This window comes from Amycolatopsis sp. NPDC089917 (assembly GCF_040684635.1).
Lineage (GTDB): Bacteria > Actinomycetota > Actinomycetes > Mycobacteriales > Pseudonocardiaceae > Amycolatopsis.
The window spans coordinates 19,418-42,553 of record NZ_JBFBGL010000046.1 but is presented as its reverse complement, the minus strand read 5'-3'; the positions used below and the strand labels follow the sequence as shown (position 1 = coordinate 42,553).

Below are 23,136 nucleotides of genomic sequence, written 5' to 3'. Positions count from 1 at the left end.
AAGCCGCGCTGAGCGAGTACCGGCCGTCGTCAGCGCAGCTTGTCGACCGACGCGATCCGCTCCCAGTGGGCACCGAGCGCGTTCAGCAGCGCCGCCGTGTCGACATCGCCTTCGCCGCCCAGAAGTGCCTTGTCCAGCCGTCGGGCGCGGCGGTTCACCTGGCTCAGGACCGTTTTGCCCTCGTCGGTGAGGGACAGGAGTTTGCGCCGGGCGTCGTGCGGGGACTCGACGCGCTTGATCAGGCCGCGCCGTTCGAGCCGGCGGCAGAGGTCCGCCATCGTCGAGGTGTCGAGCGCGACGGCGCCCGCCAGTGAGCTCTGGTCGCTGCCGGGGTAGGCGCGGACCGCGGACAGGACCGCGAACTGCGGGCCGGTCAGGACCGGGTCCACGTGCCGGTTCCAGGCGGCGAGGTAGGCCTGGTAGAGCCGCCGGGCGCCGTAGCCGGGGGCCGCCAGCAGATCCGAGGGCGGTGCGGGCGTGACTGCCGCCGTGTCGTCCCTGCGTCGGCCGGTGCGCGCCGGTTCACCCATCGCCTTCTCCTTGTCGGCTCCACCCGCTGCCCGGGCCCCCGCAGTGATCCTACGTGTCCGAACGGTCGCTCACGGGCAGGCCGCCGAGATCCGCCCGCGGCGACCTCTTGCGCATCCGGATAGTACGTGTTCGGATGAAAGAGCGTACTCGGATAGTACGTGCTCGGATTAGTGTGGAGGTGTTCGACGATGGACCAGAACCTGTTCAACGACATCTGCTTGCGCCAGCTGACGTTCTCGGGGGTGCACGAGGGCGAGACGGTGGTGGTGCTGACCCGAGGCGGCGAGCGGGCCGAGTACGCCGACGCCTTCCTGTGGGCCGCCCAGCAGCTGGGCGCTTCGGCCTACCACATGCGGCTGCCTTCGCCGTCCAGCGCGGCGGGCGCGTGGGCGGTGGGCGATTCGGGACTCGGGAACATCCCTTTGGCCGTCGAGGCGCTCAAGAGCGTCGACATGGTGGTCGACTGCACGTTCCTGTTGTTCAGCAAGGAACAGTTCGCCATCCAGGACGCGGGTACGCGGATCCTGACCGCCGTCGAGCCGCCCGAACTGCTGGCCCGGCTCATGCCGACGAAGGAACTGCGCGAGCGCGTCGAGATCGGGGCCGAGCTGCTCGCGAAGGCGGGCACGATGCGGATCACCAGCCCGGCGGGCACGGACGTCACCTATCAGCTCGGCGTGTATCCGACGCTGTCCGAATACGGCTACACCGACACCCCAGGCCGCTGGGACCACTGGCCGGCGGCGTTCGTGTTCACCGGCGGCGCGGACGACGGCGTCGACGGGAAGATCGTGCTGTCGCCCGGCGACGTCTTGCTGCCGTTCAACACCTACGTGCAGACCCCGGTCGAGATCACCATCGAGCAGGGCTTCATCCGCGACATCCGCGGCGGCGCCGGATCGTCCGGATTGGACGCGGATCTGCTGCGCTCGTACATCGAGAGCTTCGAGGACCCCCGCGGCTACGGCATGAGCCACGTGGGCTGGGGCCTGGACGAACGCGCGCACTGGCACGGCCTGACCCAGTTCCCCGGCGGGATGGGCATGGAACTGCGGAGTTTCTACGGCAACGTCATGTTCTCCATCGGGCCCAACAACGAACTGGGCGGCCCGAACGACACACCGTGCCACTTCGACATCCCGATGCGCGGCAATTCCCTGTACCTGGACGACGAACTGATCGTCGACAACGGCGAGCTGACCGTGGCCGACATGCGTCCGGCGGCTCGCCGATGAGCGACCACCACATCGGGATGATCGTCCCGAGCTCGAACCTCACGATGGAGACCGAGCTGCCGCGGATGCTGCGCGCCAGGGAGGAGATCGAGCCAGGGGACCGGTTCGTCTTCCATGCCGCGCGGGCCCGGATGCGGCACGTCGAACCCGAACAGCTGCGGGCGATGAACGCCCAGGCGGGCCGGGCGGCGGCCGAACTCGCCGACGCCCGGCCGGACGTGGTCGCCACGGCGTGCCTGGTCGCGATCATGGCCCAGGGCCCCGGCTACCACTGCACCGCGGAGGACGACATCACGCGCGTGCTGCGCGACGAGGGCTGCGAGTCGCCGGTCGTCTCCAGTGCCGGCGCGCTGCTGTCCGGCCTCGCGGCGCTGAACGCCCGCAAGGTCGCGATCATCACGCCGTACATGAAGCCGTTGACCAAAGCGGTGGCGGACTACATCGAGGACGCCGGGTTCGAGGTCGCCGACGCGCTTTCCCTCGAGGTGCCGGACAACCTCGCCGTGGCGCGGCTGGACCCGGCCGGGTTGCACGAGCACCATCGCAGGCTCAATCTGTCCGATGTGGACGCGCTGGTGCTCTCCGCCTGCGTCCAGATGCCGTCGCTGCCCGCGATCCAGCCGGTGGAGGACGAGGTCGGGATCCCGGTCCTGTCGGCGGCGACCGCCACGACGTACCGGATCCTCTCGGAACTCGGCGTCGAGCCGACGGTGCCGGGTGCCGGAAGCCTGCTCGGTGGAGCGAAAGCCGTGACGAAGACGGGAGGCGGGCATGGCCGCGAGTCAGTCGTTTGAGGTCGTTGTCGTCGGAGGCGGGCTCGGTGGGCTCTGCGCGGCGTTGTCCCTGCGGCAACGGGGCCTGCGCGTCACCGTGGTCGAGGCCGCACCGGAACTGGGCGAGATCGGCGCCGGGATCCAGACCGCGCCGAACGCCAGCCGGATCCTCATCGGACTCGGGTTGCGCGCCGACCTGGAGCGGGTGCGGACGGAGCCGCAGGACCAGGTCCGCCGCCGCTGGGCCGACGGGAGCATCATCGCCCAGCTGGCGCTCGGCGGGAGGGTGATCGACCAGTACGGCGCCCCCTACTGGCACTACCACCGCGCCGACCTGCACCGCGTCCTGCTCGACGCCTGTCTCGACCCGGACGGCGCCGGTCCGGTGGTGCGGGTGGCGACCGGCGCGCGGGTGGTCGAACTCGACCGGACGGTGCCGGACCGGCCCGCCGTGCTCACCGCCGACGGACGCCGGTTCACGGGCGACGTCGTGGTCGGGGCGGACGGCATCCGGTCTTCGGTGCGCGACCTGGCCGGATTCGACGACACGCTCGCGTTCTCGGGCGAGATGGCCTACCGGGCCCTGATCTCCGGCGACCTGATCGCGCAGGACCCCGCCACCCGGTTCCTGGCCGACCGGTACCACTCCACGATCTGGTACGGCCCCAACAAACACCTGGTGCACTACATGATCCGTGGCGGGGAGTATCTCAACGTGGTCGCGATCGTGCCGTGCACCGAAGCGGTCGCCAGGGACTGGAGCGGGCCCGCCACCGCCGCCGAACTCGCCGCCGAGTACCACGACTGGGACGATCGGGTCCCGACCATGCTGGCCAAGGCGAAGGACGAAGACGTCTCGGTGTGGGCGATGTACCGTCGGCGCCGTGATCCGGTGTGGGTGGACGGCCGGGTCGCCCTGCTCGGCGACGCGTGCCACGCGATGCTGCCGTACCAGGCGCAAGGCGCCTCGCAGGCGATGGAGGACGCGGCCGTGCTGGCCGAGGAGCTGGGCCGTGTCACGCGCGACGGGATCGACGGTGCCCTCGTCCGCTATGTCGACCGGCGGGCCAAGCACGCGGGGATGGTCCAGGACGCCTCGTTGCAGAACATGGACTTCTATCACCTGCCCGACGGTCCCGAGCAGCGCGAACGGGACGAGAAGCTGCGGCGCTTCGACGGCGAATCCGACGTGTCCTACGACTGGCTGTGGAACGGCAGCCCGCTCACCGACCCCGACACCGAGTCCATCCACTACCAGTTCGCCCGCTGAGGCGCGCTGGTCGGCAAATCGCAACGGAGCGGTTCATGCGTACTGGTGATCAGATCGTCCAGGACCTGCCCTGGCGTTGGAGCGTGCAGGGAAAGATCTTCCTGATCGGCGGGCTGGGCTACATGTTCGACGCCTGGGACGTCGCGTTGAACGGGTTCCTCACCCCGCTGGTCGGGACGGAATTCGGGTTGTCCGCCGGGACCAAGGGACTGGTGGCGACCGCGAACCTGATCGGCATGGCCGTGGGCGCGGTCGTCTGGGGCACGATCGCGGACCGGATCGGCCGCAAGAAGGCGTTCAGCGTCACGCTCCTGCTGTTCGCGTTGTTCTCCGTGCTCGGCGCGCTAGCCCCGAACGTCGAGACCTTCCTGGCCCTGCGGTTCCTGGCGGGTATCGGGCTCGGCGGCTGCATCCCGGTCGACTACGCGATCGTCAGCGAGTTCTCCCCACGCCGCCATCGCGGCCGGGTCCTGTCGGCGATGGACGGCTGGTGGCCCGTCGGGACGACGCTGGCCGCCGTCACCGCGACGGTGCTGCTCCCGGTCCAGGGCAACTGGCGCTGGATGCTGGTGCTGATGATCCTGCCCGCGCTGCTGCTGTTCTGGGTCCGGCGCGGTGTGCCGGAATCGCCGCTGTACCTGGTCCGCAAGGGCCGTGAGGCCGAAGCACGCGCCGTCATCGACGACCTCGTCCGCCGCACGGGGACGACACCGGAGCCGTATTCGATCCCGCCCGCCGTCGTGGAGGACACCCGGGGCGGCGCGATCGCGGCGGCGTTCGACCAGCTGCGCCGGGTATGGGCGTACAACCCGCGGATCACGGCGGTCGCGTGGTCGCTGTTCATCAGCGTCATGCTGGTCTATTACGCCGCGCTCAGCTGGATGCCGTCCATCCTGAAGGCGCAGGGGCTGAGCGAGATCGCCGCCTTCGCCTCGACCGCGTTGATGAACGCGCTCGGCATCGTCGGGGTCGCGGTGGCCGTGCTCCTGGTCGACAAGGTCGGCCGCAAACGGATCATCGCCGTCGCCGGGCCGCTCACCGCGCTGTCGCTGGTCGTGTTCTCGCTGCTGCTGGACTCGCCCGCGGCGGCGGTCGTGGCGATCGGCGCGTTCGGCCTGTTCGCGCTGTGTGTCATCCCGGTGATGTACGCCTACGTCTCCGAGCTCTACCCGACCGAACTCCGCGCCTCGGGCTTCGGCTGGGCGTCGTCGTCGAGCCGGGCGATCACCGGGTTCGCGCCGCTGCTGTTCGGCAGCGTCCTCTGGCCGGTGCTCGGGCTGCCGCTCACCTTCACCGTGCTCGGTGTCCTCGTGGTGGCCGCGGTCGCGTTCATGATGATGGGCGCGCCGGAGACCCGCGGCCGCGAACTCGACCGGATCGTCGACGCGTCCGAACCCGTCACCGAGACGCCTCCCGCCACGAGGTCCGCCCTGTGAAGCCCGCCGCGTTCCGCTACCACCGGGCCCACGACGTCACCGACGCCGTCAGCCTGCTCGGCGAGCTCGCCGCGGCGGGCGAGGACCCGAAACTCATCGCCGGCGGCCAGAGCCTGATGCCGATGATGAACTTCCGGCTCGCCCGGCCGACGGCGCTCGTGGACCTGGGCCCGCTGCGCCGGGAACCCGCGCTGAACGCCTTGCGGCGCAACGGATCCGTCCTCACGATCGGTGCGATGGTCACCCATCGGACGGTGGAGATCGCCGAGCTCGGCCCGGATTTCTCCGTGCTCTCCCGCGCGATGCGCTGGGTCGGGCATCTGCCGATCCGGTCGCGCGGCACGGTGGCGGGCAGCATCGTGCACGGCGACGCGACCGCGGAATGGTGCCTGCTCGCGCTGCTGCTCGACGCGGTGATCGTGGCGGAAGGCCCGGGCGGTCCCCGGGAGATCCCGGCCGCGGAGATGTTCCACGGCTTCTACACCACGGCCGTCGAACCGGACGAGGTCGTGACGGCCGTGAACTTCACCCGACCGGCGCCGAAGGCCGCGCTGACCGAGTTCGCCCGCCGCCACGGTGACTTCGCGATCGTGGACGCCGCAGTGAGTCTTGATGCCGAAGCCGGGGGACGGGTCGTGCTCGGCGGCGTCGCACCCGCGCCCGTCCGGGTGCCCGAGGCCGAGGCCGTGCTCGCCGGCGGCGCCCCCGGACCGGCGCTGTTCGCCGAATGCGGGGAGGCCGCGGCGGCGGCCATCGATCCACCCGACGACGCGGCGGGCAGCGCCGCCTACCGTCGGCGGCTGGCGCGCACCCTCGTCACCCAGGCGCTGCACGAAGCCTGGGAGAAAGGAGAAACGCGATGACCGCGCGGTTCGACGGGCGAAACGGGCGCTGGGTCGGGGCATCGGTACCCCGGCGCGAAGACCCTCGCCTGCTCACCGGCCGGGGCCGGTTCGTCGACGACATCCAGCTGCCCGGCCTGCTGCACGCGGCGTTCGTCCGCTCCACCGTCGCGCACGGCACGATCACCGGGATCGACCTGTCGGCCACCCTGGCGGTCGAAGGGGTCGTCGCCGCGTACACGGCGGCCGATCTGGAGCTCGGTGACATCGTCGCGCTGCTCGACCGTCCGCCCGAGGAGTTCTCGCCGACCGCGATGCCGATCCTCGCCCGGGAGAAGGTGCGGTTCACCGGCGAACCGGTCGCGCTGGTCGTCGCACGCGATCCGTACAGCGCCGAGGACGGTGTCGAGGCCGCCGTGGTGGATTACGCGCCGCTCGAAGCGATCGTGTCCGAGGAGACGGCGTTCGCCGAGGGCGCGCCGCTCGTGCACGACGAAGCGCCGGGAAACGTGCTGGTCGACGTCTCGATGTTCGACACACCAGGCGTCGACGCCGCGTTCGAAGCGGCTCACACGGTGGTCGAGGTCGTCACGAACAGCGGACGGCAGAACGCGCTCCCGCTGGAGACGCGGGGAGTGGTCGCGTCCTGGGATGATCGCGACGACCAGTTGCTCGTCCAGATGTGTACCCAGGTACCGCATCAGGTGCGCACGGCGATGGCGCGTTCGCTGCGGGTCGCCGAACGCACCGTGCGGGTCACGGTCCCGGACATGGGCGGCGGATTCGGCCAGAAATGCGTCGTCGGCCGCGAGGAGATCGCGGTCGCGGCGGCGGCACGACGGCTGAACCGGCCGGTGAAATGGATCGAGGACCGCCGTGAGGCGCTCACGGCGGGATTCCTTGCCAGGGAACAGCGTTACCGCACCCGGGCGGCGTTCGACGGGGACGGGCGGATCACCGCGCTGGACGTCGACGTCGTCTGCGACATGGGCGCCTATTCCTGCTATCCGTTCACGGCGGGGATCGAGCCGCTGATGGCGTCGGCCGAGATGCCGAGCGTGTACCAGGTGCCCGAGTACCGCGTCCGGGCTCGCGCCATCGCCAGCAACAAGGCGCCGACTGCGCCGTATCGCGGGGTCAGCCGTCCCCAATACGTCATGACGATCGAGCGGGTCATGGAACGCGCCGCCCGCGAACTCGGGCTCGATCCGGTCGAGATCCGGCGGCGCAACGTGATCACCCAGTTCCCGTACACCGGTGTCAACGCCATCACCTACGACCCCGGCACCTACCGCGAATCGCTAGAACTCGCCGAAGCCACGATCCGCGACGAGGGCTGGTACGACATCCGGGACCGCGCCGCCGCTGAAGGCAGGCACATCGGCATCGGCTACTGCTGCTTCTCGGAGCGGACCGGATACGGCTCGGGAGCCTTCGCCAAACGGAAGATGGCCGTGGTCCCCGGGTTCGACATCTCCGAGATCCGGATGGACACCACCGGTTCCGTCGTGGTCACCAGCGGCACGATGAACCACGGCCAGTCGCACGAGACGACGCTGGCGCAGATCGTGGCCGACCGGCTGGGCCTGCACCTCGACCAGGTCAAGCTCCGGCAGGGCGACACCGAACGCATCGCCTACGGCTGGGGGACTTTCGCGTCCCGCTCGGTGACGATCGGCGGCTCGGCGGTGGCCCTCGCGGCCGGGAAGCTCGGTGAACTGCTGTGCGAGATCGCCGCGCACCTGCTGGAAACGAGCGCCGACAACGTCCGCCTCGACGGTGACGGAGGCGTCGTCCAGATCGACGACCCCGAGCGGCGCGCGTCGTTCGAGGAGATCGCCGACGTCGCCTACCTGCGCAGTCATCTGCTGCCCAAGGACGTCGAACCGACGCTGACGGCCACGGCGAGCTTCGATGTTCCCGGCGACGGCACCTTCTCCAACGCCACGCACGCCGTGGTCGTCGAGGCCGATCCCGGGACCGGTCAGATCAAGATCCTGCGCTACGCGTGCGTGGAGGACTGCGGCGTGGTGATCCATCCGCAGGTCGTCGACGGACAGTGCCGCGGCGGGATCGCCCAGGGCATCGCCGGCGCGCTGTTCGAGGAGATCACGTACGCGGGCAACGGGGAGCCGTCGACCGCGAGCTTCATCGACTACCTCGTCCCGACCGCCACCGAGATCCCCGACATCTCCGTCACCCACCTCGAAACGCCTTGCGCGTTCACCGAAAACGGGGCGAAAGGCGCGGGGGAGGGCGGCACCATCGGCGCGCCCGCCGCCGTGCTGAACGCGGTCAACGACGCCCTGCGCCACACGGGCGTCGAACTCGACGCGACCCCGGTACATCCGCAGACCGTGCTCGCCGCGCTCGACGCGGTGAGCCACGGGGAAATGAGCGTCCCGACATGAGCGACCGGCACCTGATCGAACTGAAAGTCAACGATTCCGAACACGAGGTCCTCGTCGAGCCGCGCAAGACCCTGGTCGACGTCCTGCGCCACGACCTCGGGCTCACCGGCACCCACGTCGGCTGCGAGCACGGGGTGTGCGGCGCCTGCACCGTCCTCGTCGACGGAGAACCGGTGCGGGCTTGCCTGATGTTCGCCGTCCAGGCGGAGAACGCCGACATCCGCACGGTCGAGTCGTTGAACCGCGACGGTGAACTTTCCGATCTGCAGCAGGCTTTCAGCGCGCACCACGGTCTTCAGTGCGGGTTCTGCACGCCCGGATTCCTGATGCTGGCCGAAGGGTTCCTCGCCCAGCGGCCGGACGCCGGGCGCGAGGAGATCCGCGAGGCCGTGTCGGCGAATCTGTGCCGCTGCACCGGATATCAGACGATCGTGGACGCGGTCGAGGAGACGGCCGTCCGCCGTTGCCACGCCGCGGAAAAGGAGGCGACAGCGTGATCCTGGAGAACCAGCTTTCCGTCCCGGCCGATCCCGGCGCGGTCTTCGTCTTGATCAACGACGTCGAGCGCGTGGCGGGCTGCCTGCCCGGCGCGACCCTCGACGGCAAGGAGGACGACGCGTACCTCGGCCGCGTCAAGGTCAAGGTCGGCCCGATCACCGCCGCCTACTCCGGCACCGTGCGGTTCACCGAGGTCACCGAAGACGAGCGCAGACTGCGTTTGCTGGCCAGGGGAGCGGACAGCCACGGCAACGGTGACGCCGAAGCCGAGGTCACGCTGACCGTGCGCGAGGCGCCCGGAGGCGCCACCATCGAGCTCCGCACCGACCTGTCGATCCGCGGCAAACTCGCCCAGTTCGGCAAAGGCGCGATCGGCGCCGTGTCCACCCGGCTGCTCGACCAGTTCGCCCGCAACCTGGCGGACCAGCTGCGGGCGCGGCCCGGCCCGGCGGAACCCGCGTCCGTCCCCAAGGCCGTTCCCGCCGCCGCTCCGGAAGCCGTCGACGGGCTGGCCGTGCTGCTTCCCGCGGGCGTCAAGCGCTACGGCGTCATCGCGGCCGCCGCGGCGCTCGGCCTGTTCCAGGGCTGGCTGCTGGGCCGGATCCGCACCCAGGACAAACTGATCAAGGAGCTGCAGCGTGCCCGTCGATGACCAGCCCGGCCTGCACGGGGCCGAAACCGACACCGTGTACGACCGGGCCGGTTTCGGCGCGGCGGCACGCCGCGGATCGCGTCCGGCGCTGATCGTGGTCGACCTGACCCGGGGATTCACCGAACCGGAATTCCCCAGCGGCGCCGACCTCACCGCCGAAGTGACCGCGGCCGCCGCCCTCGTGGCCGAAGCCCGGCGGCACGGCGTCCCGGTGATCCACACCGCGATCGCCTACACCAGAGCCGAGGCGGACGGTGACTCCGTCGCCTGGCTCCGGAAAGCGCCGGGGATGCGGGCGCTGCTCGAAGGAAGCGACGCCGTCACCCTCGATCCGCGTCTGGACCAGCGCGACGGCGACCATCTCGTCGTGAAGAAGGGCGCGTCGGCGTTCCACGGGACCGCGCTGGCCGCCCACCTCTCGGGCTTGGCCGTGGACACCGTTCTCGTCTGCGGCGCCACCACTTCGGGCTGCGTCCGCGCGACCGCCGTCGACGCGGTCCAGTCCGGTTTCGCCACGCTCGTCGTCCGGGAAGCCTGCGGCGACCGCGCTCGCGGGCCACACGACGCCGCCCTGTTCGACTTGCAGGCGAAGTACGCCGACGTCGTCGCCCTCGACGACGCGGTGGCGTATCTCGCGGAAACCTCGGATCGCCGCACGCTCACCCAGCCCGCCTTGGCCGATCTCGGCGACGTGCCCGCGACCAGCCGCTGGGTGACGTCGGGGCAGGTCCGGCTGCACGTGCTCGACTACGGACCCGCCGACGGCGTCCCGGTGCTCGTGCTGCCCGGGATCACCAGCCCTGCGGTGACGATGGACTTCGTGGCGCGGCGGCTCACCGATCTCGTGCGCCCGCTCGTGCTCGACGTCCGCGGCCGTGGACTGTCCGATGACGCGCACGGTTACGACCTCGCTGGCTACGCCGCCGATGTCGAAGCGGTCGTGGCCGGACTCGGCCTGCGCGATCCGATCCTCCTCGGGCACTCCATGGGCGCGCGGATCGCCGCGCGGGCCGCGGTCACCGGCCGCTTGTCCCTTCGTGGCACCGTGCTGGTCGACCCCCCGCTGAGCGGCCCCGGACGCGGGCCGTACCCGACCACTCTCGACGCTTTCCTCGGCCAGCTCGACCAGGCCCGCAGAGGAACCGACGCCGACGAGGTGGCCCGGTCGTGGCCGCGATGGTTGCGCCGGGAACAGGAATTGCGCGCTCGCTGGCTCTCTTCGTGCTCCCGGGCCGCGATCGCCGCCACCCACGCCGGGTTCGAAGCCGAAGACTTCTTCGACGACTGGCCGAAGGTGCCCGCGCCGGCGTTCTTCCTGTACGGCGGCGCGAGCCCGGTCGTCACCGCCGCCGGTGCGGCCGAAGCCGTCGAGCACAATCCGTCGGCCGAATTCGCCGAGGTCCCGGATGCCGGGCACATGGTCTTCTGGGACCGGCCGGAAGAAGGACTGGCGGCCCTGCGTGAGGTGTTGGGGAAACTGGTGTCAGCGAGCGGCGGTCCGCGTGCCGGGGATGGCCAGCGCGGCGACGACGAGCACGGCGGCGAGCCCGAGTAGGCCGGTGCCCAGGGTGGCCGCGGCCGCGATCGCGCCGACCAGTAGCGGGCCCCCGGCGTCGCCGAGTTCGCGGCCGACCTCGGCCGCGCCCATGGACTGCCCGAGCCGTTCGGGCGGCGTCACCGAGGCCAGATGCGCGAACCCGAGCGGCGTCGCCAGCCCGACCCCGACGCCGATGGCGGCGGCCGCCGCCAGTATCCCGGCGACTCCGGGAACCAGTGCGCCCCAAGCCATCCCGGCCGCGGCCAGGCCGAGCCCACCGGCCATGCCGACGCCGGTACGCAGCCGTCCGTCGTCACCGGCGCGGCCGGACCACGGCTGCGCCAACGCGGAACACAGCGCCAGCAGCGACACCGCGCAGCCGGTCATCAGGGGAGTGCCCCGATCCGGCGCAGTTCGCGCCACACGGCGACCCGCCGCCGGAACCCGCACCACCAGCACCTGCCACTTGCCCGGCTTCTCCGTGCGCCAAGTCCGTGAAGGCCTCCTTGAGGGACTCTGCCCTCAAGGAGGCCTTCACGGACTGGTGCCCGGCGACGACGAGCGAGGCGAAGGGGACTTTCCTGTCATCGCACGCGCGGAAAGCCCCCTTCGCCTCGGGGCCGGCGCCAAGGTTGTCGTATCCACGGGGTGATGCGCCGTCGCCGCGGGCGCGCCATCCTGGACGAGGGTGGCGAGCGCGACCGAGGAGGCCGAACGTGCAGGAATTGCCGACGCGGATGCACGCCTGGCGGGTCGGACGCCCCGGCCCGATGGCCTCCGGGCCGCTCGACTGGTCACGGGTGGCCGCTCCGCGGCCCGGTGCGGGGGAGTTGCTGGTCCGGGTGCTGGTCTGCGGCGTGTGCCGCACCGATCTGCACGTCGCCGAGGGTGATCTGCCCGTGCACCGGGCGGGGGTGACGCCGGGGCACGAGGTCGTCGGCGAGGTGGTCGCCGCGGGAGCCGGGACGGACGGATTCGCCGTCGGCGACCGTGCCGGGATCGCGTGGCTGCGCGAGACGTGCGGCACCTGCCGATACTGCTTGCGTGGCAGGGAGAATCTCTGCCCGGGCTCGCGATACACCGGCTGGGACGAGGACGGCGGCTACGCGGAATTCGCCGTCGTCCCGGCGGCCTACGCGCTTCCGCTGCAGTCGGGCTACACCGACGACGAACTCGCTCCGCTCCTGTGCGCCGGCCTGATCGGCTACCACGCGCTGGAACGCGCCGCCGTGCCCGAAGGAGGGCGGCTGGGCGTCTACGGATTCGGCGGGAGCGCGCATCTGACCGCGCAGGTGGCGATCGCCCGAGGTGTCACCGTGCACGTGATGACCCGCAGCGAGGAAGCGCGCGAACTGGCGTTGGAACTCGGCGCGGCCACCGCGGTGGGAGCCACGGAGCCGCCGCCCGAGCCGCTGGACTCGGCGATCCTGTTCGCGCCCGCCGGCGAACTGGTGCCGCCCGCGCTCGAAGCACTCGACCGCGGCGGGACGCTGGCGATCGCGGGGATCCACCTCTCGGACGTCCCTTCGCTGAACTATCAGCGGCACCTGTTCCAGGAGCGCCAGATCCGGAGCGTCACGGCGAACACGCGCGTCGAAGCGCGGGAATTCCTGAGCTTCGCCGGAGATCATCACCTCGCGGTGAGCACGCGACCGTATTCACTCGATCAGGCGGACCGTGCGCTGTCCGATCTGGCTGCGGACCGGGTGAACGGCGCGGCCGTCCTCCGCGCGACCTGACGTCACGCGGGGCCTGCCCTCGTCCGATCGCATCTCCAAAACCTCGGAACCTTGCTGCGCGCCGTCGCGTCGTAGTGCATAGTGACACTCAGCTTGAGAATGTCACATGTCTCTGACGGAGGGGCTCCACATGTCAACTCGGCTCCTGTCCGCGCTGGTCGCGGGCATCGCCTTACTGGTCGCCGGGTGTTCCGGCGGCGGCGATTCGGCGGCGGGCGCCGGTGATGCGGCGTCCGGTGCCCCGGCCACCACCCAGTCCGGTCCGAAGTACACGCAGTTCGCCGACTTCCCCGGCCAGGCGCTCGCCACCACGGAATCGGGGATGGACCTGGGGATCCAGGTGAAGGCCGTCGACGCGGTCTGGACCCCGTCGCTGGCCGACGTGCCTGCCAAAGGGGGAAGCCACTACCTCGCGGTCTACGTGGCGGTGACCGGCGAACTCGCCGATCGCGGCGTGCAGAAGGCCAAGATCAAGTACCTGCAACTCCGGTACGACAACCCGGGCGGGAAGAAATGTGACCCGTACGCGCCGGACGAGGCCCCCAAGTACTGCTTCAAGGAGGCCTATCCGGCCAGCGATCTCAGGGACGAGGTCGCCGACAACACGTGGCGCGACGAGAAGTGGCAGGCGGATTCCCTGATGGGCAGGGACATCGGGAAGGGCGAGACCAAGATCGGCGTCGTCGGATTCAGCGTGACGGACAGCGAGAAGGCCGAGGGGCTGCAGCTGTGCGGACCGACCAAAGAGGACTCGGTCGACACCGGCAAATTCCCCTGTGTCCCGATCCCGAAACCGGAAGGCGCCCGGAGCTGACCGGCGAACGTTCGACGAAGGACGACACATGGCAAAACGCATTCTGCCCGCGCTCGTCGTGGGTCTCACGGTCCTGGTCGGCGCGTGTTCGGGAAGCGGCGGCGACAACACCGCGCCGGACGGCGCGCCCGCGAGCGAGGCCGGTCCGAAGTACACCCGGTTCGCCGATTTCCCCGGAAAGGCTCTGTCCACTGTGGAACCGGGCGCGCCGGTGGGCATCCAGGTGAAACCCGTCGACGTCGTGTGGACGCCGGAGCTGGCCGGGAAATCCGCCAAGCCTGGCGAGCACTATCTCGCCGTCTACCTGGCCGTGACCGGTGAACTGCCCGACCGCGGCGTGAAGGGGGCCAGGCTCGATTTCCTCGAAGCCAAGGTCAACCTCTCGAAGGGGACCTGCAACGGGTACAAGAACGAAAGCGCCGACGTCTGCTACCTCAAGGCGAGTCCGGCCACCGGGCTCGAAAAGGAGGTCGCCGACAACACGTGGCGCACCCGGACGTGGCTCGCGGGCGGCATCACCCGGACCGACATCGAGGCCGGCGACACCGTCATCGGCGTCGTCGGATTCCACCTCGCGGACGACGCGGACATCCCAGGGGACATGGAACTGTGCGGTCCCGGCAAGACCGAGTTCTACGACGACCGCAAGTTCCCTTGCGTCCCGATCCCGAAGCCCGAAGGAGCACGGAACTGAGGGACGGCGTCGCGCGGCCGGCCGGTGGATTTCCCGCCGGGCCGGCCGCGCGGGCGGTCACCAGGCGATCGGCACCGCGACCGGGCCCTGGAGCGTCAGGAACATCCGCCGCCAGGCGACTTCTTCGGAAGGCACCGCGAGACGCAGCCCCGGCGCGGCCGCCAGCAGGGCGGTGACGCCGGTCCGCAGGTGCAGCCGGGCCAGTGCCGCGCTGAGGCAATGGTGCGGTCCGTGGCCGAAGGTGAGATGTCCTTGCGTGCGAAGGGGATCGGCCAGTACGGGATCGGGAAACCGCCGGGGGTCGTGGTTGCCCGCGCGCAGCGAAGCGAGGACGAAGTCGCCCGCGCGGATCGGCACCCCGCCGATCTCGGTGTCCTCGATCGCCACTCGTCCCTGATCGGCGGCCGAACCCGCGTCCTGGCGCAGGAACTCTTCGATCAGCGCGGGCAGTGTGGCGGGATCGCGGGGAAGATCCGGCTCGGCCGCCAGCCGTAGCACCATCTGGGCCAAGGCGTTCGCGGGTGGGACGTATCCGCCGAGCAGGATCGCGAACGCGAGCTGGGTGACCTCGTCCGCTGACAGCGTGTCGCCGTCGTCGCCACGGGCCTGGAGCAGGCCGGTCAGCAGGTCCTCGCCGGGGGCGCGGCGTTTCGCCTCGACCAGTTTCGCGAGGTAGTCACCCAGCTTCCGTGCGGCCTCGGTCATCTCCTCGTAGCTCGGCGCGGTGAACACCGCGAGCATGCCGTCCGCCCAGGCCCGCAGATCGTCACGCGCCGACGGCGGGACGCCGAGGAGCTCGTTCAGCACCGCGAGGGAGAACGGGATCGCGTACCCCTCCAGGATTTCCGCGGGCTGCCCCTGCGCGATCAGCTTCGCGACCAGGTCCTCCGCGATCGTTTCCACTCGCGGTCGCAGGAGCTCCACCCGCCGCGGGGTGAGTGCCTTGCCCGCGATGCGCCTGAGCCGCGTGTGTCCGGGGCCGTTCATGGTGAAGAGCAGATCGTCCGCGCCGGTCGCGGGGACCCCGGGAAGCCAGACGCGGAATCGCGGATCGGCCAGCAGGGCGCGGATGTCGTCGTAGCGGGTGACGAGCCAGGCGTCCTCGCCGGTCGCGAGATGCACGCGGCTGACGGGTTCCTCGGCCTGTCTCCGGACGAGTTCGGGCGGGCAGCGCAGCGGTCCGGTCGCCGCGAACGGGTAGTCCATGTGTTTCCTCCCCCTTTACTTCTTCGGTTTGCCGGTCACCTCTTCGGCCAGTGAATGCAGCGGCATCAGAGCGTCCCCGCCCACCTTGAGCGCACGCGCGGTGAGCAGGCGGTACAGCTCGTCGGCCGCCCGGACCAGACGCGCGGCGCGCTCCTTGACCGAGCCGGTGTCCGGATCGAGCTCGGCGAGCGCGGCGGCGAGGACCTGCTCAGCGTCACGCTGCTGACGTCGCGCGACCGCCTGGATCAGGCCGTCGGCCGGGGTGACCAGCGTGCGGCGGCGGTCTGCTGGGTCCGGATGCGTGCGAAGCGCGCCTCGTTCACGCAACTTGGCGACGGCGGCCGAGACATGGCTCTGCGCGAAACCGGTGCGCGCGGTCAGCTCGCTGATCGACAGCCCCGGCGCCTCGACGATCACCGAGATCAGCACGAGGTAGATCTCCGGCACCTCGGGATCGGCGTCGTCGCGCATGCCCTGGGAGGCGAGCTCCATCAAGTGTTTGCCGAGCAGGTACAGCTCACCGGCTTTCATATCGGAAACGATACATCGAAAACGATGGAGTGTGCCAGTGGCGGGTCGCCGCCGCCTTCGTCGCCGCGCATAGACTTCGGCGGTGATCGGATCATGGGGGCTCGACGCCGCGATCGAGGTCGGGATCGCCGCGTTCTGCGCCGGCGAGGAACCGCCGGGCGACGAGCAGGTGTGGGAAGGGCTGACCGGCGCGGGAGTCGAGCCGTGGCTGGCCGAAAGACTGCTGGTCTTCCTGCCGATGGCATACGTCCGGCGCCTGCTGCCGGACGTCACGTACCCGGACGCTGTGCTCGATTCGCGCGGGAAGGTCCTCCTCGCGCAGGAGCCGGTTTTCGTGGCCGCGTTCGAACGCGCCCAGTACGCGAGCCGGGCGGAGTTCGAGCGGATCGCGCTGCGCAGCAGTACGTTCGCCGTGATCAACGAGGCTCTCAACGCGGGATCGCAACTCACCGACCTGGAACTCGGCGAGCCGAGGCTGTTCAAGGATCTGGAACCCGCCGGCGAAGGTGACGGCGGCGTGCCGTCACCGCGGGCGGTGTTCGAGGAGTTCCTGCGAGAGCACGGAATCCCGCTCGACGACGACACGAAGGTCGATGGGACGCTCGTCGTGCATCCGGCTCCCGCGGGGATGGTGATGGCGCAGGTCGATTTCGCCGTGTCGCATCCCGCGCTGGCCAAGCCGTGGCTGGTCGAGAGCTTCGCCGGGCACGGCGCCACGTGGCGTGACGCGATCGGCCGTGCGGTGAACATGTTCGGCACCGGGGCCCTGCACCCGATCATCGACGGCCTGCTGCTGCCCGGCTCCGCGTCCGATCAGGTCGAGCGCGAGCGGTACGACCATCCGGACGGCGTGTTCGACCTGGTGATCGGCGCGCAGATCACCCTTTTCGCCGAGAACGTGCCACCCGTCGGGCCACTTCTGGACCGGTTGCTGGACGCGCTGCGCGCGGAGAAACTCAGCCGGAAGGTGCACGGGCTCCGGTTGTTCGCCGCGCACAACGACGGCGAGTTGCTGAACAACGAGGTCCTGCTGGACAGCGAGCCGTGGTCCGGTGGTGAGGCGGTGGTGGCGGACAGCCCGGCGCCGCTGCCGGAGGGCCGGGTCGCGGTGCGGGTGTTCGGATTGCTCGTGCCCGCCGAGGCGTAGGTCCGGGATCAGGCGCCGGGCTCGGCACCGCGCCGGAAAGGCTCGACTCCGACGACATGGCGGGCGCGGGTCGGTTCGACGAGGATCTTGACCCGTCGCTCACCCGGGATCCGCCATTCGAACCGGTCGGTCCCGACGTACTTCTTCGCCAGCCGGTCCATGCTCTGCTCCGCCTCGTCGCCTTCGACGAATTCGACCACCCGGCCATGGACGACCACCCGGTCATAGGGATTGACACTGTCCATACAGGACAGTGACACGCGAGGATCGTGGCGCAGGTTCTCCTCTTTGACCCGGCCGACGGCGGTGTTGAACACGATGTACTCGCCTTCGACGTCGATCCACATGGGCGACACGTGAGGCGAACCGTCCCGGTTCACCGTCGCCAGATGCCAGAACTTCGCCGCCGCGACCCACTCGCGGACCTGTTCGCTCAACCCGGTCACGTGATCTCCTTCGTCGGCGCTCCCGTCAAGTCCCACGATAGGCGCGCAGGAACACGTCCACCCCGTCGGTGAGGATCCCGAGGATCTCCGGTTCTCCCGCCGTTCGGTCCTCGTCGGTCACGTCGAGGACCAGGCGCATCGTCAGGGCTACGAAATGCTGCATGGCGCGCCGCGGATCGGTCAGCCGGAGCCTCCCGTCCGCCGCGAACTTCGCGAAGCGTTCCTCCATCATCTGTTCGGGCTGGTCGCGCGCGGCCTCCGGTAGCCGTGGCGCCACGGGGGCCTGCGAACTCAGCCGCCTGAACGTCGCGTAGTCCGAAGTGGGGAACATCCCCGTCGTCACCCGCCGGGTGAAGCCGAGCAAGGCGTCGCGAATGTCCCTGTCGTCGGTCAATTCCTCGTCGATCGCCTTGCGCACGGTCGCGACCACGGCGTCGTTGGCGCGTCCGAGAACGCTGCGGAAGAGGGTCTGCTTGTCGCCGAAGTGGTCGTAGACGGTGCGCTTGGACACCCCGGCGCGCGCGGAGATCGCGTCGACGCTGGTGAGTTCGTAGCCGTCCGACACGAACAACGCCTCGGCCGCGTCAAGGATGGCCGCTCGTTTGGTCTCGGCCCGCAGTCGCCTGCCGGGTGTCCGCGCGGTCGCTCTCGGGGTCGCCATCTTCTCATCGTATTCTCAGTTCTACTACACTGCACTGTGTAGTGTAGTTTTTGAGGCGGGCAGGCCGTCTCCCTGAATCCCGCACAAGGAGTCTTCATGCAGGAGAGCAGGATCGACGCCGGACCGCATACGAGGTGGACCGGGCGGCTCATCGGCCTGGTGGCCGTCCTGGTCCTGGTCAACTTCATGGTCGACACGGCCATCACCGCGCCGCTGCTCGTCCTTCCGGAAATGCTCGACCACTTCGGCACCGATCAGACGGCGTGGATCAACGCCAGCGCGATGCTGGCGGGCGTGATGTGGGCGCCGCTGCTCGGCAAGAGCGCCGACGTCCACGGCAAACGCAAGGTGCTCGTGCTGACCTTGCTGATCAGCTGCGGGGGCGCCCTCGTCTGCGCGGTGGCCCCCAGCCTCTGGGTTTTCGTGCCGGGACGTCTGCTGCAGGGAGCGGCCGTCGCCGCCCTGTTCCTTTCCGTCGCGATCGTCCGCGAGATCTGCGCGCCCCGGATCGCGATGATCGTGGTGGGCATCGTGACCTCCGGATCCGCGGTGCTCAACATCGGATCCCGTTTCCTCACCGAGAAACTGGCCGCGGAGTTCGGTTTCCAGATCTTGTTCCTCATCTCGGCCGCCGTCGCGATCGCGATGGCGATCTGCGTGCACAACGTCCTTCCCGAGTCCGCGCTCAAGACGCCGGGCCGGATCGACGTCGGCGGGGCCCTGCTGCTCGGCGGTGGCCTGGCCGGGGTGCTCAGCTACGTCAGCCTCGGCTCGGAGTTCGGCTGGTTCGCCGTCGGTCCGCTGGGTCTGCTCGCCGGTGGTGTCGCGGCCTTCGCCAGGTGGTTCCTGGTTTCGAGCCGGCAGCCCGATTCCCTGATCGATGTCCGGAACCTCGGCGCGCCCTTGGTGCTCACACTGCTGGTGCTCGTGCTCGGCACCGGTTCGTACCAGAGCATGCTCCAGCTCATTCCGCTGGTCAGCGACGTGCCGGGGGAGCAGGGGCTCGGCTACGGCCTGGCGGGCCAGGGAACGCTGGCCCTGTTGCTCGCGGCGCCCGGCATCGGCGTCATGATCGGCGGCCCCGTGGCCGGAGTGCTCGCCACGCGCGTCGGGCCGGTCCTGACCCTGGCGGGCGGGATCGCGCTCGGAACCGTGGGGACCGTCGGGATGTTCTTCGGGGTCTCCCAGTTCCCCGTCGCGGTCTTTTTCGCTTTCCTGCTGGGTTTCACGGTCGGTGTCCTCGGCACCTCCGGTTTCAACGTGGCGGGCGGCCTGGCCTCCGCCGACCGGCAGGGGATCGTGTCCAGCCTGGTCATGGTCGTCGTGGCGATCGGATCGGTGGTCCTGGACTTCGTGGGCTCGGCGGTGCTCAAGTCGACCACCGTTTCCGCCGGCGGCGAAACGGTGAACTCGGGTGCGGGTGTCTTCACCTACATCACGATCGCCACCGCCGCCTTCGCGATGGCCGCGGTCCTCGTCGTCTTTCTGGTGCGCAAGTCGCGCCGTGGCGGCAAAACGCCGTTCCCGGCTTCTCTGTGACAGTGTTGGGAGTAAAGGAAATGAACACAGCGAAAGGCACGGTCCTGGTCTCCGGCGCGAGTATCGCCGGACCCGCGGTCGCGTTCTGGTTGCGGCGGCGCGGATTCTCGGTGACCGTGGTCGAGAAGGCGCACGAACTCCGAGGGGGTGGCTACCCGATCGACGTGCGGGGCACCGCGCTGGAAGTGGCCCGCCGGATGGGAATCCTGCCGCGGCTGCGGGAAGCACATATCGAAACACGGTCGCTGACCTTCCTCGACGCCGAGGGCGGCGAGGTGGCGTCCGTGCATCCGCAGGCGGTGGTCGGCGGAGTCGAGGGGAGCGACGTCGAAGTGCGTCGCGGGGATCTGGCGGAAATCCTGTACGGGGCAACGCGCGACGACGTCGAGTACGTGTTCGACGACTCCGTCGAGGCGCTCGCCGAACACGAAAACGGCGTCGAGGTCACCTTTCGCGGCGGGGCGCGGCGCGGTTTCGATCTGGTGGTGGGCGCCGACGGCCTGCACTCGCGGACGCGCGAACTCGTTTTCGGTCACGAGCGGCGGTTCCACCGCTATCTCGGATATTGCTTCGCCGGTTTCACCATGCCCAACGAGTTCGGGCTGTCGCGGGAAGGCGTGCTCTGGAACAAACCCGGCCGAGGGGCGGCGCTCTACGCGGTCAAGGGAAGCGACAAGGTCCACGGGTTCCTGGTCGCCGCCCGTCCCGAGCCGCCGTACGAGCTGTTCCGCGATCCTGAAGCGCAACGTGATCTGGTCGCCGAGACCTTCGCAGGCGACGGCTGGGAGATCCCGGCGATGATCGCCGCGATGCGCGAGGCGGACGACCTGTTCTTCGACACCGTCAGCCAGATCCACTTGCCGCGATGGTCTCAGGGCAGGATCGGCTTGGTCGGCGATGCCGCGTACGCGCCGTCTTTCCTGACAGGGCAAGGAACCAGTCTCGCGCTCGTCGGCGCCTACATGCTGGCCCGGTCCCTGGCCGTCCATCGCGACCACACCGCCGCCTTCGCCGGCTACGAAGGCGAAACCCGGCCGTTCGCCGAGTTGAACCAAGCGCAGGTCGGCGTGGGCGACGCGGCGCTCTTCCCGGTCACCGCGGAAGCCCTCGCGCACCGTACCGAGAGACTGCGCGGCTTGGGCACCTCGGCGCCGGAAACCGGGCGGCCGGCGCATACGGCTCTCGCGCTGCCTGATTCGCCCTTCTAGGCGCGGTCTTTCAGCCATCGGTCGGCTGCCCGCCAGATGGTCTGCGGATCGACTTCGGCGGTGTGCCAGCTGGTGGCGCGGGTGACGCCGAGATCGTGGTACTTCCGCATGATCCGGACGTGGGCGGGGAGCCCGACGAAACCGCGCAGACCGGCGCGGTCACGCCAGACCGAGACCGATCCCAGGCGCCGGTGCAGCGGTTCGGCCCACAACCACGTGCCGACCGCGCCCGGCAGCCTGGGCCATTCGCGACTGAGCGCGTAACCCGCCCAGTAGGCGCCGGGCGTTCGCCGGAAGTCGTTCAAGGTCAACTCCGTGACGCTGACCAGGACGTCTCCCTCGACGTCCGTCGCCGGGCCGGTGATCCACTTGCTCTTGAGCACGCGCGCTCCTCTTGTCCGCAATGATCTGACAGTATAGATGATACGCGCTCGCATACTACTTTTGGAGGTGGTTTCCCTTGACATGCATGACAGTATTTTTCCAACTAGACGACTAATGCGTTGCCGGGATTGTGGTTGTGCAGACGGTGATCCGGGTCGGCGCCTCTGGGGAGAGGAACTGTCCATGCAGTCAGTCCGCCGTATCCCGCTGGTTCTCGCACTCGGCGCCGCTTTGGGCATCGCGGTCGCGCCGCCGACCTTCGCGGGACCGGTGTCCGGTGACGACTACTACCAGGACGCCCTGGGCAAGACCGGTGCCGAACTCAAGACGGCGTTGCACGGGATCATCAGCACCAATACCAAGCTGACCTACGACGAGGTGTGGGACGGGATCAGGGCGACCGACGAGGACCCGGCCAACTCGGCGAACGTCGTGCTGCTCTACAGCGGCCGCTCGCAGGCGAAAACGGCCAACGGCGGGGGAGTCGACGACTGGAACCGGGAACACGTCTGGGCCAAGTCGCACGGCGACTTCGGCACGGCCACCGGACCTGGCACCGACTTGCACCACCTCCGGGCCGAGGACGCGTCGGTCAACAGCACCCGCGGGAACAAGGACTTCGACGCCGGTGGCTCGCCGGTCGAGGAGGCGCCCGGGAGCCTGACCGATGACGACTCGTTCGAGCCGCGCGACGCGGTCAAGGGCGACGTGGCCCGGATGATCCTGTACATGGCCGTGCGGTACGACGGCACGGACGGTTTCCCGGACCTGGAACCGAACGACGCCGTCGACAACGGCTCGAAGCCCAACATCGGCCGTCTCTCGGTCCTGCTGAAGTGGAACACCCAGGACCCGCCGGACGCCACCGAGCAGCGCCGGAACCAAGTCATCTTCGACAAGTTCCAGCACAACCGCAACCCGTTCATCGACCACCCGGAATGGGCCGCCTCCATCTACGGCTAGCGGGCCGGCGGCAGATCCAGGGCGCGGGCGAGGGCCGCGGCGACCGGACCGGCGTGGTGGGACAGGTTCTCGCCGGCCCAATCGGTCGCCAGCGCGAGGAAACCGGCGAGGTCTTCCTCGGCTCCGGCGAGCAGTCGCCGGAGTTCGAGGGCGGGCAGCTCGATTTCCGGGCTGTCGGACCGTTCGGCGTCGACGGTCAGCAGAACGGTCTCACCGCGGCGTTCGGCGCAGGGATCCGGATCGTGCCCGAACGAGATCTGCCACTCGCTGTCGAAGACCCGGTGCCAGTCGCGCCAGTCCTCGAGGCCGTTGCAGCAACCCGGCAGGAACGTCACGCCGGTGGCGCTGTCCGCCACCCTCAACCCTCCGGCGGCGAAGAGCGTGTCGAAGGTGAGCAAGCCGTGCAGGAACGACCCGAGTGGGTCGGCGGGACGGGGCGGGCGGTCGTCCCCCTCAGGATCGATGTCGTTGCAGACGGCGATGTGCATCACCGCTGTCCCGACCTCCAGAGGCGTGAGTTCGCCGCTGAGCGCCAGATAGCCGAACGACTCGACATCGGTGACAGGCCAGAGTCCGAAGTCGTCGGACGCGTGGACCTCCAGTACGGGCTGCATCGTGA

General features: G+C 69.8%; 24 protein-coding genes. 16 read left to right on the top strand and 8 right to left on the bottom strand.

What is annotated here, in order from left to right:
* Nucleotides 1-29: 29 nt before the first annotated feature.
* Nucleotides 30-530, bottom strand: a complete 501-nt coding sequence (locus tag AB0N89_RS28835) for a MarR family winged helix-turn-helix transcriptional regulator (protein ID WP_364210569.1) — start codon at nt 528-530, stop codon at nt 30-32.
* Nucleotides 531-719: 189 nt separating this feature from the next.
* On the opposite strand from AB0N89_RS28835, the gene AB0N89_RS28830 reads away from it, so the two are divergent.
* The 9 genes from AB0N89_RS28830 to AB0N89_RS28790 are packed head-to-tail and all read left to right on the top strand — an operon-like array spanning nt 720 to nt 11,203.
* The gene (locus AB0N89_RS28830) at nt 720-1,766 is read left to right on the top strand and encodes a leucyl aminopeptidase (protein WP_364210566.1); all 1,047 of its coding nucleotides are present in this window, start codon (nt 720-722) and stop codon (nt 1,764-1,766) included.
* Entirely contained in the window at nt 1,763-2,560 is a 798-nt protein-coding gene (locus AB0N89_RS28825) for an Asp/Glu racemase (protein ID WP_364210563.1), read from the top strand. Before AB0N89_RS28830 ends, AB0N89_RS28825 begins: the two co-directional genes overlap by 4 nt.
* Nucleotides 2,538-3,809 carry an FAD-dependent oxidoreductase gene (locus AB0N89_RS28820; RefSeq protein ID WP_364210560.1) on the top strand — a complete coding sequence of 424 codons (1,272 nt, stop codon included), beginning with the start codon at nt 2,538-2,540 and terminating at the stop codon, nt 3,807-3,809. The genes AB0N89_RS28825 and AB0N89_RS28820 overlap by 23 nt, the downstream gene beginning before the upstream one ends.
* Before the next feature lie 35 nt (nt 3,810-3,844).
* A complete protein-coding gene (locus tag AB0N89_RS28815) occupies nt 3,845-5,245 on the top strand; it encodes an MFS transporter (protein WP_364210557.1) in 1,401 nt (466 codons plus the stop codon).
* Nucleotides 5,242-6,108 carry an FAD binding domain-containing protein gene (locus AB0N89_RS28810; protein ID WP_364210554.1) on the top strand — a complete coding sequence of 289 codons (867 nt, stop codon included), beginning with the start codon at nt 5,242-5,244 and terminating at the stop codon, nt 6,106-6,108. The genes AB0N89_RS28815 and AB0N89_RS28810 overlap by 4 nt, the downstream gene beginning before the upstream one ends.
* Nucleotides 6,105-8,498, top strand: a complete 2,394-nt coding sequence (locus tag AB0N89_RS28805; RefSeq protein ID WP_364210551.1) for a xanthine dehydrogenase family protein molybdopterin-binding subunit — start codon at nt 6,105-6,107, stop codon at nt 8,496-8,498. Before AB0N89_RS28810 ends, AB0N89_RS28805 begins: the two co-directional genes overlap by 4 nt.
* Nucleotides 8,495-8,995 carry a (2Fe-2S)-binding protein gene (locus tag AB0N89_RS28800; protein ID WP_364210548.1) on the top strand — a complete coding sequence of 167 codons (501 nt, stop codon included), beginning with the start codon at nt 8,495-8,497 and terminating at the stop codon, nt 8,993-8,995. Before AB0N89_RS28805 ends, AB0N89_RS28800 begins: the two co-directional genes overlap by 4 nt.
* Complete coding sequence (locus AB0N89_RS28795) at nt 8,992-9,648, top strand: SRPBCC family protein (protein WP_364210545.1); 657 nt, start codon at nt 8,992-8,994, stop codon at nt 9,646-9,648. The genes AB0N89_RS28800 and AB0N89_RS28795 overlap by 4 nt, the downstream gene beginning before the upstream one ends.
* Nucleotides 9,635-11,203, top strand: a complete 1,569-nt coding sequence (locus tag AB0N89_RS28790; protein ID WP_364210542.1) for an isochorismatase family protein — start codon at nt 9,635-9,637, stop codon at nt 11,201-11,203. Before AB0N89_RS28795 ends, AB0N89_RS28790 begins: the two co-directional genes overlap by 14 nt.
* Here the strand turns inward: AB0N89_RS28790 and AB0N89_RS28785 are convergent.
* Nucleotides 11,132-11,608 (bottom strand): MFS transporter, encoded by a 477-nt coding sequence (locus AB0N89_RS28785; RefSeq protein WP_364210539.1) that lies wholly within the window; start codon nt 11,606-11,608, stop codon nt 11,132-11,134. The two genes, AB0N89_RS28790 and AB0N89_RS28785, sit on opposite strands and share 72 nt — an antisense overlap.
* A gap of 314 nt (nt 11,609-11,922) precedes the next feature.
* On the opposite strand from AB0N89_RS28785, the gene AB0N89_RS28780 reads away from it, so the two are divergent.
* From AB0N89_RS28780 to AB0N89_RS28770, 3 genes are all read left to right on the top strand, one after another.
* Entirely contained in the window at nt 11,923-12,924 is a 1,002-nt protein-coding gene (locus tag AB0N89_RS28780) for a zinc-binding alcohol dehydrogenase family protein (RefSeq protein WP_364210656.1), read from the top strand.
* A 130-nt stretch (nt 12,925-13,054) separates the two neighbouring features.
* Entirely contained in the window at nt 13,055-13,738 is a 684-nt protein-coding gene (locus AB0N89_RS28775) for a hypothetical protein (protein WP_364210536.1), read from the top strand.
* A 28-nt stretch (nt 13,739-13,766) separates the two neighbouring features.
* Nucleotides 13,767-14,432, top strand: coding sequence for a hypothetical protein (locus AB0N89_RS28770; RefSeq protein WP_364210533.1), 666 nt, complete (start codon nt 13,767-13,769; stop codon nt 14,430-14,432).
* A gap of 57 nt (nt 14,433-14,489) precedes the next feature.
* Here AB0N89_RS28770 and AB0N89_RS28765 read toward each other — a convergent pair whose 3' ends face one another.
* Both AB0N89_RS28765 and AB0N89_RS28760 read right to left on the bottom strand, forming a co-directional pair.
* On the bottom strand, nt 14,490-15,638 hold the full coding sequence (locus AB0N89_RS28765) for a cytochrome P450 (protein ID WP_364210530.1): 1,149 nt from the start codon (nt 15,636-15,638) through the stop codon (nt 14,490-14,492).
* 15 nt (nt 15,639-15,653) lie between these two features.
* Entirely contained in the window at nt 15,654-16,169 is a 516-nt protein-coding gene (locus AB0N89_RS28760) for a MarR family transcriptional regulator (RefSeq protein WP_364210527.1), read from the bottom strand.
* A gap of 82 nt (nt 16,170-16,251) precedes the next feature.
* On the opposite strand from AB0N89_RS28760, the gene AB0N89_RS28755 reads away from it, so the two are divergent.
* Nucleotides 16,252-17,316, top strand: a complete 1,065-nt coding sequence (locus tag AB0N89_RS28755) for a DUF6348 family protein (protein ID WP_364210524.1) — start codon at nt 16,252-16,254, stop codon at nt 17,314-17,316.
* Nucleotides 17,317-17,324: 8 nt separating this feature from the next.
* Here the strand turns inward: AB0N89_RS28755 and AB0N89_RS28750 are convergent, their stop codons facing one another.
* Together AB0N89_RS28750 and AB0N89_RS28745 are read right to left on the bottom strand one after the other, a co-directional pair.
* The gene (locus AB0N89_RS28750) at nt 17,325-17,762 is read right to left on the bottom strand and encodes a PPOX class F420-dependent oxidoreductase (RefSeq protein WP_364210521.1); all 438 of its coding nucleotides are present in this window, start codon (nt 17,760-17,762) and stop codon (nt 17,325-17,327) included.
* Nucleotides 17,763-17,787: 25 nt separating this feature from the next.
* Nucleotides 17,788-18,423 carry a TetR/AcrR family transcriptional regulator gene (locus tag AB0N89_RS28745; protein WP_364210518.1) on the bottom strand — a complete coding sequence of 212 codons (636 nt, stop codon included), beginning with the start codon at nt 18,421-18,423 and terminating at the stop codon, nt 17,788-17,790.
* Between the two features lie 96 nt (nt 18,424-18,519).
* Here AB0N89_RS28745 and AB0N89_RS28740 point away from each other — a divergent pair, with 96 nt between their 5' ends.
* Entirely contained in the window at nt 18,520-19,962 is a 1,443-nt protein-coding gene (locus tag AB0N89_RS28740) for an MFS transporter (protein ID WP_364210515.1), read from the top strand.
* 20 nt (nt 19,963-19,982) lie between these two features.
* A complete protein-coding gene (locus tag AB0N89_RS28735) occupies nt 19,983-21,170 on the top strand; it encodes an FAD-dependent monooxygenase (RefSeq protein ID WP_364210512.1) in 1,188 nt (395 codons plus the stop codon).
* Here the strand turns inward: AB0N89_RS28735 and AB0N89_RS28730 are convergent.
* Nucleotides 21,167-21,553, bottom strand: coding sequence for a hypothetical protein (locus tag AB0N89_RS28730; RefSeq protein ID WP_364210509.1), 387 nt, complete (start codon nt 21,551-21,553; stop codon nt 21,167-21,169). The two genes, AB0N89_RS28735 and AB0N89_RS28730, sit on opposite strands and share 4 nt — an antisense overlap.
* 184 nt (nt 21,554-21,737) lie before the next feature.
* Here AB0N89_RS28730 and AB0N89_RS28725 point away from each other — a divergent pair, with 184 nt between their 5' ends.
* A complete protein-coding gene (locus tag AB0N89_RS28725; protein WP_364210506.1) occupies nt 21,738-22,517 on the top strand; it encodes an endonuclease in 780 nt (259 codons plus the stop codon).
* Here AB0N89_RS28725 and AB0N89_RS28720 read toward each other — a convergent pair.
* A complete protein-coding gene (locus AB0N89_RS28720; RefSeq protein ID WP_364210653.1) occupies nt 22,514-23,131 on the bottom strand; it encodes a hypothetical protein in 618 nt (205 codons plus the stop codon). The genes AB0N89_RS28725 and AB0N89_RS28720 overlap by 4 nt on opposite strands.
* Nucleotides 23,132-23,136: the final 5 nt, after the last annotated feature.

Excerpts from the sequence above, each read along its gene's own strand:
- AB0N89_RS28835 (WP_364210569.1), bottom strand. The coding sequence starts at position 530 with ATGGGTGAACCGGCGCGCACCGGCCGACGCAGGGACGACACGGCGGCA.
- AB0N89_RS28830 (WP_364210566.1), top strand. The coding sequence starts at position 720 with ATGGACCAGAACCTGTTCAACGACATCTGCTTGCGCCAGCTGACGTTC.
- AB0N89_RS28825 (WP_364210563.1), top strand. The coding sequence starts at position 1,763 with ATGAGCGACCACCACATCGGGATGATCGTCCCGAGCTCGAACCTCACG.
- AB0N89_RS28820 (WP_364210560.1), top strand. The coding sequence starts at position 2,538 with ATGGCCGCGAGTCAGTCGTTTGAGGTCGTTGTCGTCGGAGGCGGGCTC.
- AB0N89_RS28815 (WP_364210557.1), top strand. The coding sequence starts at position 3,845 with ATGCGTACTGGTGATCAGATCGTCCAGGACCTGCCCTGGCGTTGGAGC.
- AB0N89_RS28805 (WP_364210551.1), top strand. The coding sequence starts at position 6,105 with ATGACCGCGCGGTTCGACGGGCGAAACGGGCGCTGGGTCGGGGCATCG.
- AB0N89_RS28800 (WP_364210548.1), top strand. The coding sequence starts at position 8,495 with ATGAGCGACCGGCACCTGATCGAACTGAAAGTCAACGATTCCGAACAC.
- AB0N89_RS28780 (WP_364210656.1), top strand. The coding sequence starts at position 11,923 with ATGCACGCCTGGCGGGTCGGACGCCCCGGCCCGATGGCCTCCGGGCCG.
- AB0N89_RS28775 (WP_364210536.1), top strand. The coding sequence starts at position 13,055 with ATGTCAACTCGGCTCCTGTCCGCGCTGGTCGCGGGCATCGCCTTACTG.
- AB0N89_RS28770 (WP_364210533.1), top strand. The coding sequence starts at position 13,767 with ATGGCAAAACGCATTCTGCCCGCGCTCGTCGTGGGTCTCACGGTCCTG.
- AB0N89_RS28765 (WP_364210530.1), bottom strand. The coding sequence starts at position 15,638 with ATGGACTACCCGTTCGCGGCGACCGGACCGCTGCGCTGCCCGCCCGAA.
- AB0N89_RS28760 (WP_364210527.1), bottom strand. The coding sequence starts at position 16,169 with ATGAAAGCCGGTGAGCTGTACCTGCTCGGCAAACACTTGATGGAGCTC.
- AB0N89_RS28745 (WP_364210518.1), bottom strand. The coding sequence starts at position 18,423 with ATGGCGACCCCGAGAGCGACCGCGCGGACACCCGGCAGGCGACTGCGG.
- AB0N89_RS28740 (WP_364210515.1), top strand. The coding sequence starts at position 18,520 with ATGCAGGAGAGCAGGATCGACGCCGGACCGCATACGAGGTGGACCGGG.
- AB0N89_RS28735 (WP_364210512.1), top strand. The coding sequence starts at position 19,983 with ATGAACACAGCGAAAGGCACGGTCCTGGTCTCCGGCGCGAGTATCGCC.
- AB0N89_RS28725 (WP_364210506.1), top strand. The coding sequence starts at position 21,738 with ATGCAGTCAGTCCGCCGTATCCCGCTGGTTCTCGCACTCGGCGCCGCT.
- AB0N89_RS28720 (WP_364210653.1), bottom strand. The coding sequence starts at position 23,131 with ATGCAGCCCGTACTGGAGGTCCACGCGTCCGACGACTTCGGACTCTGG.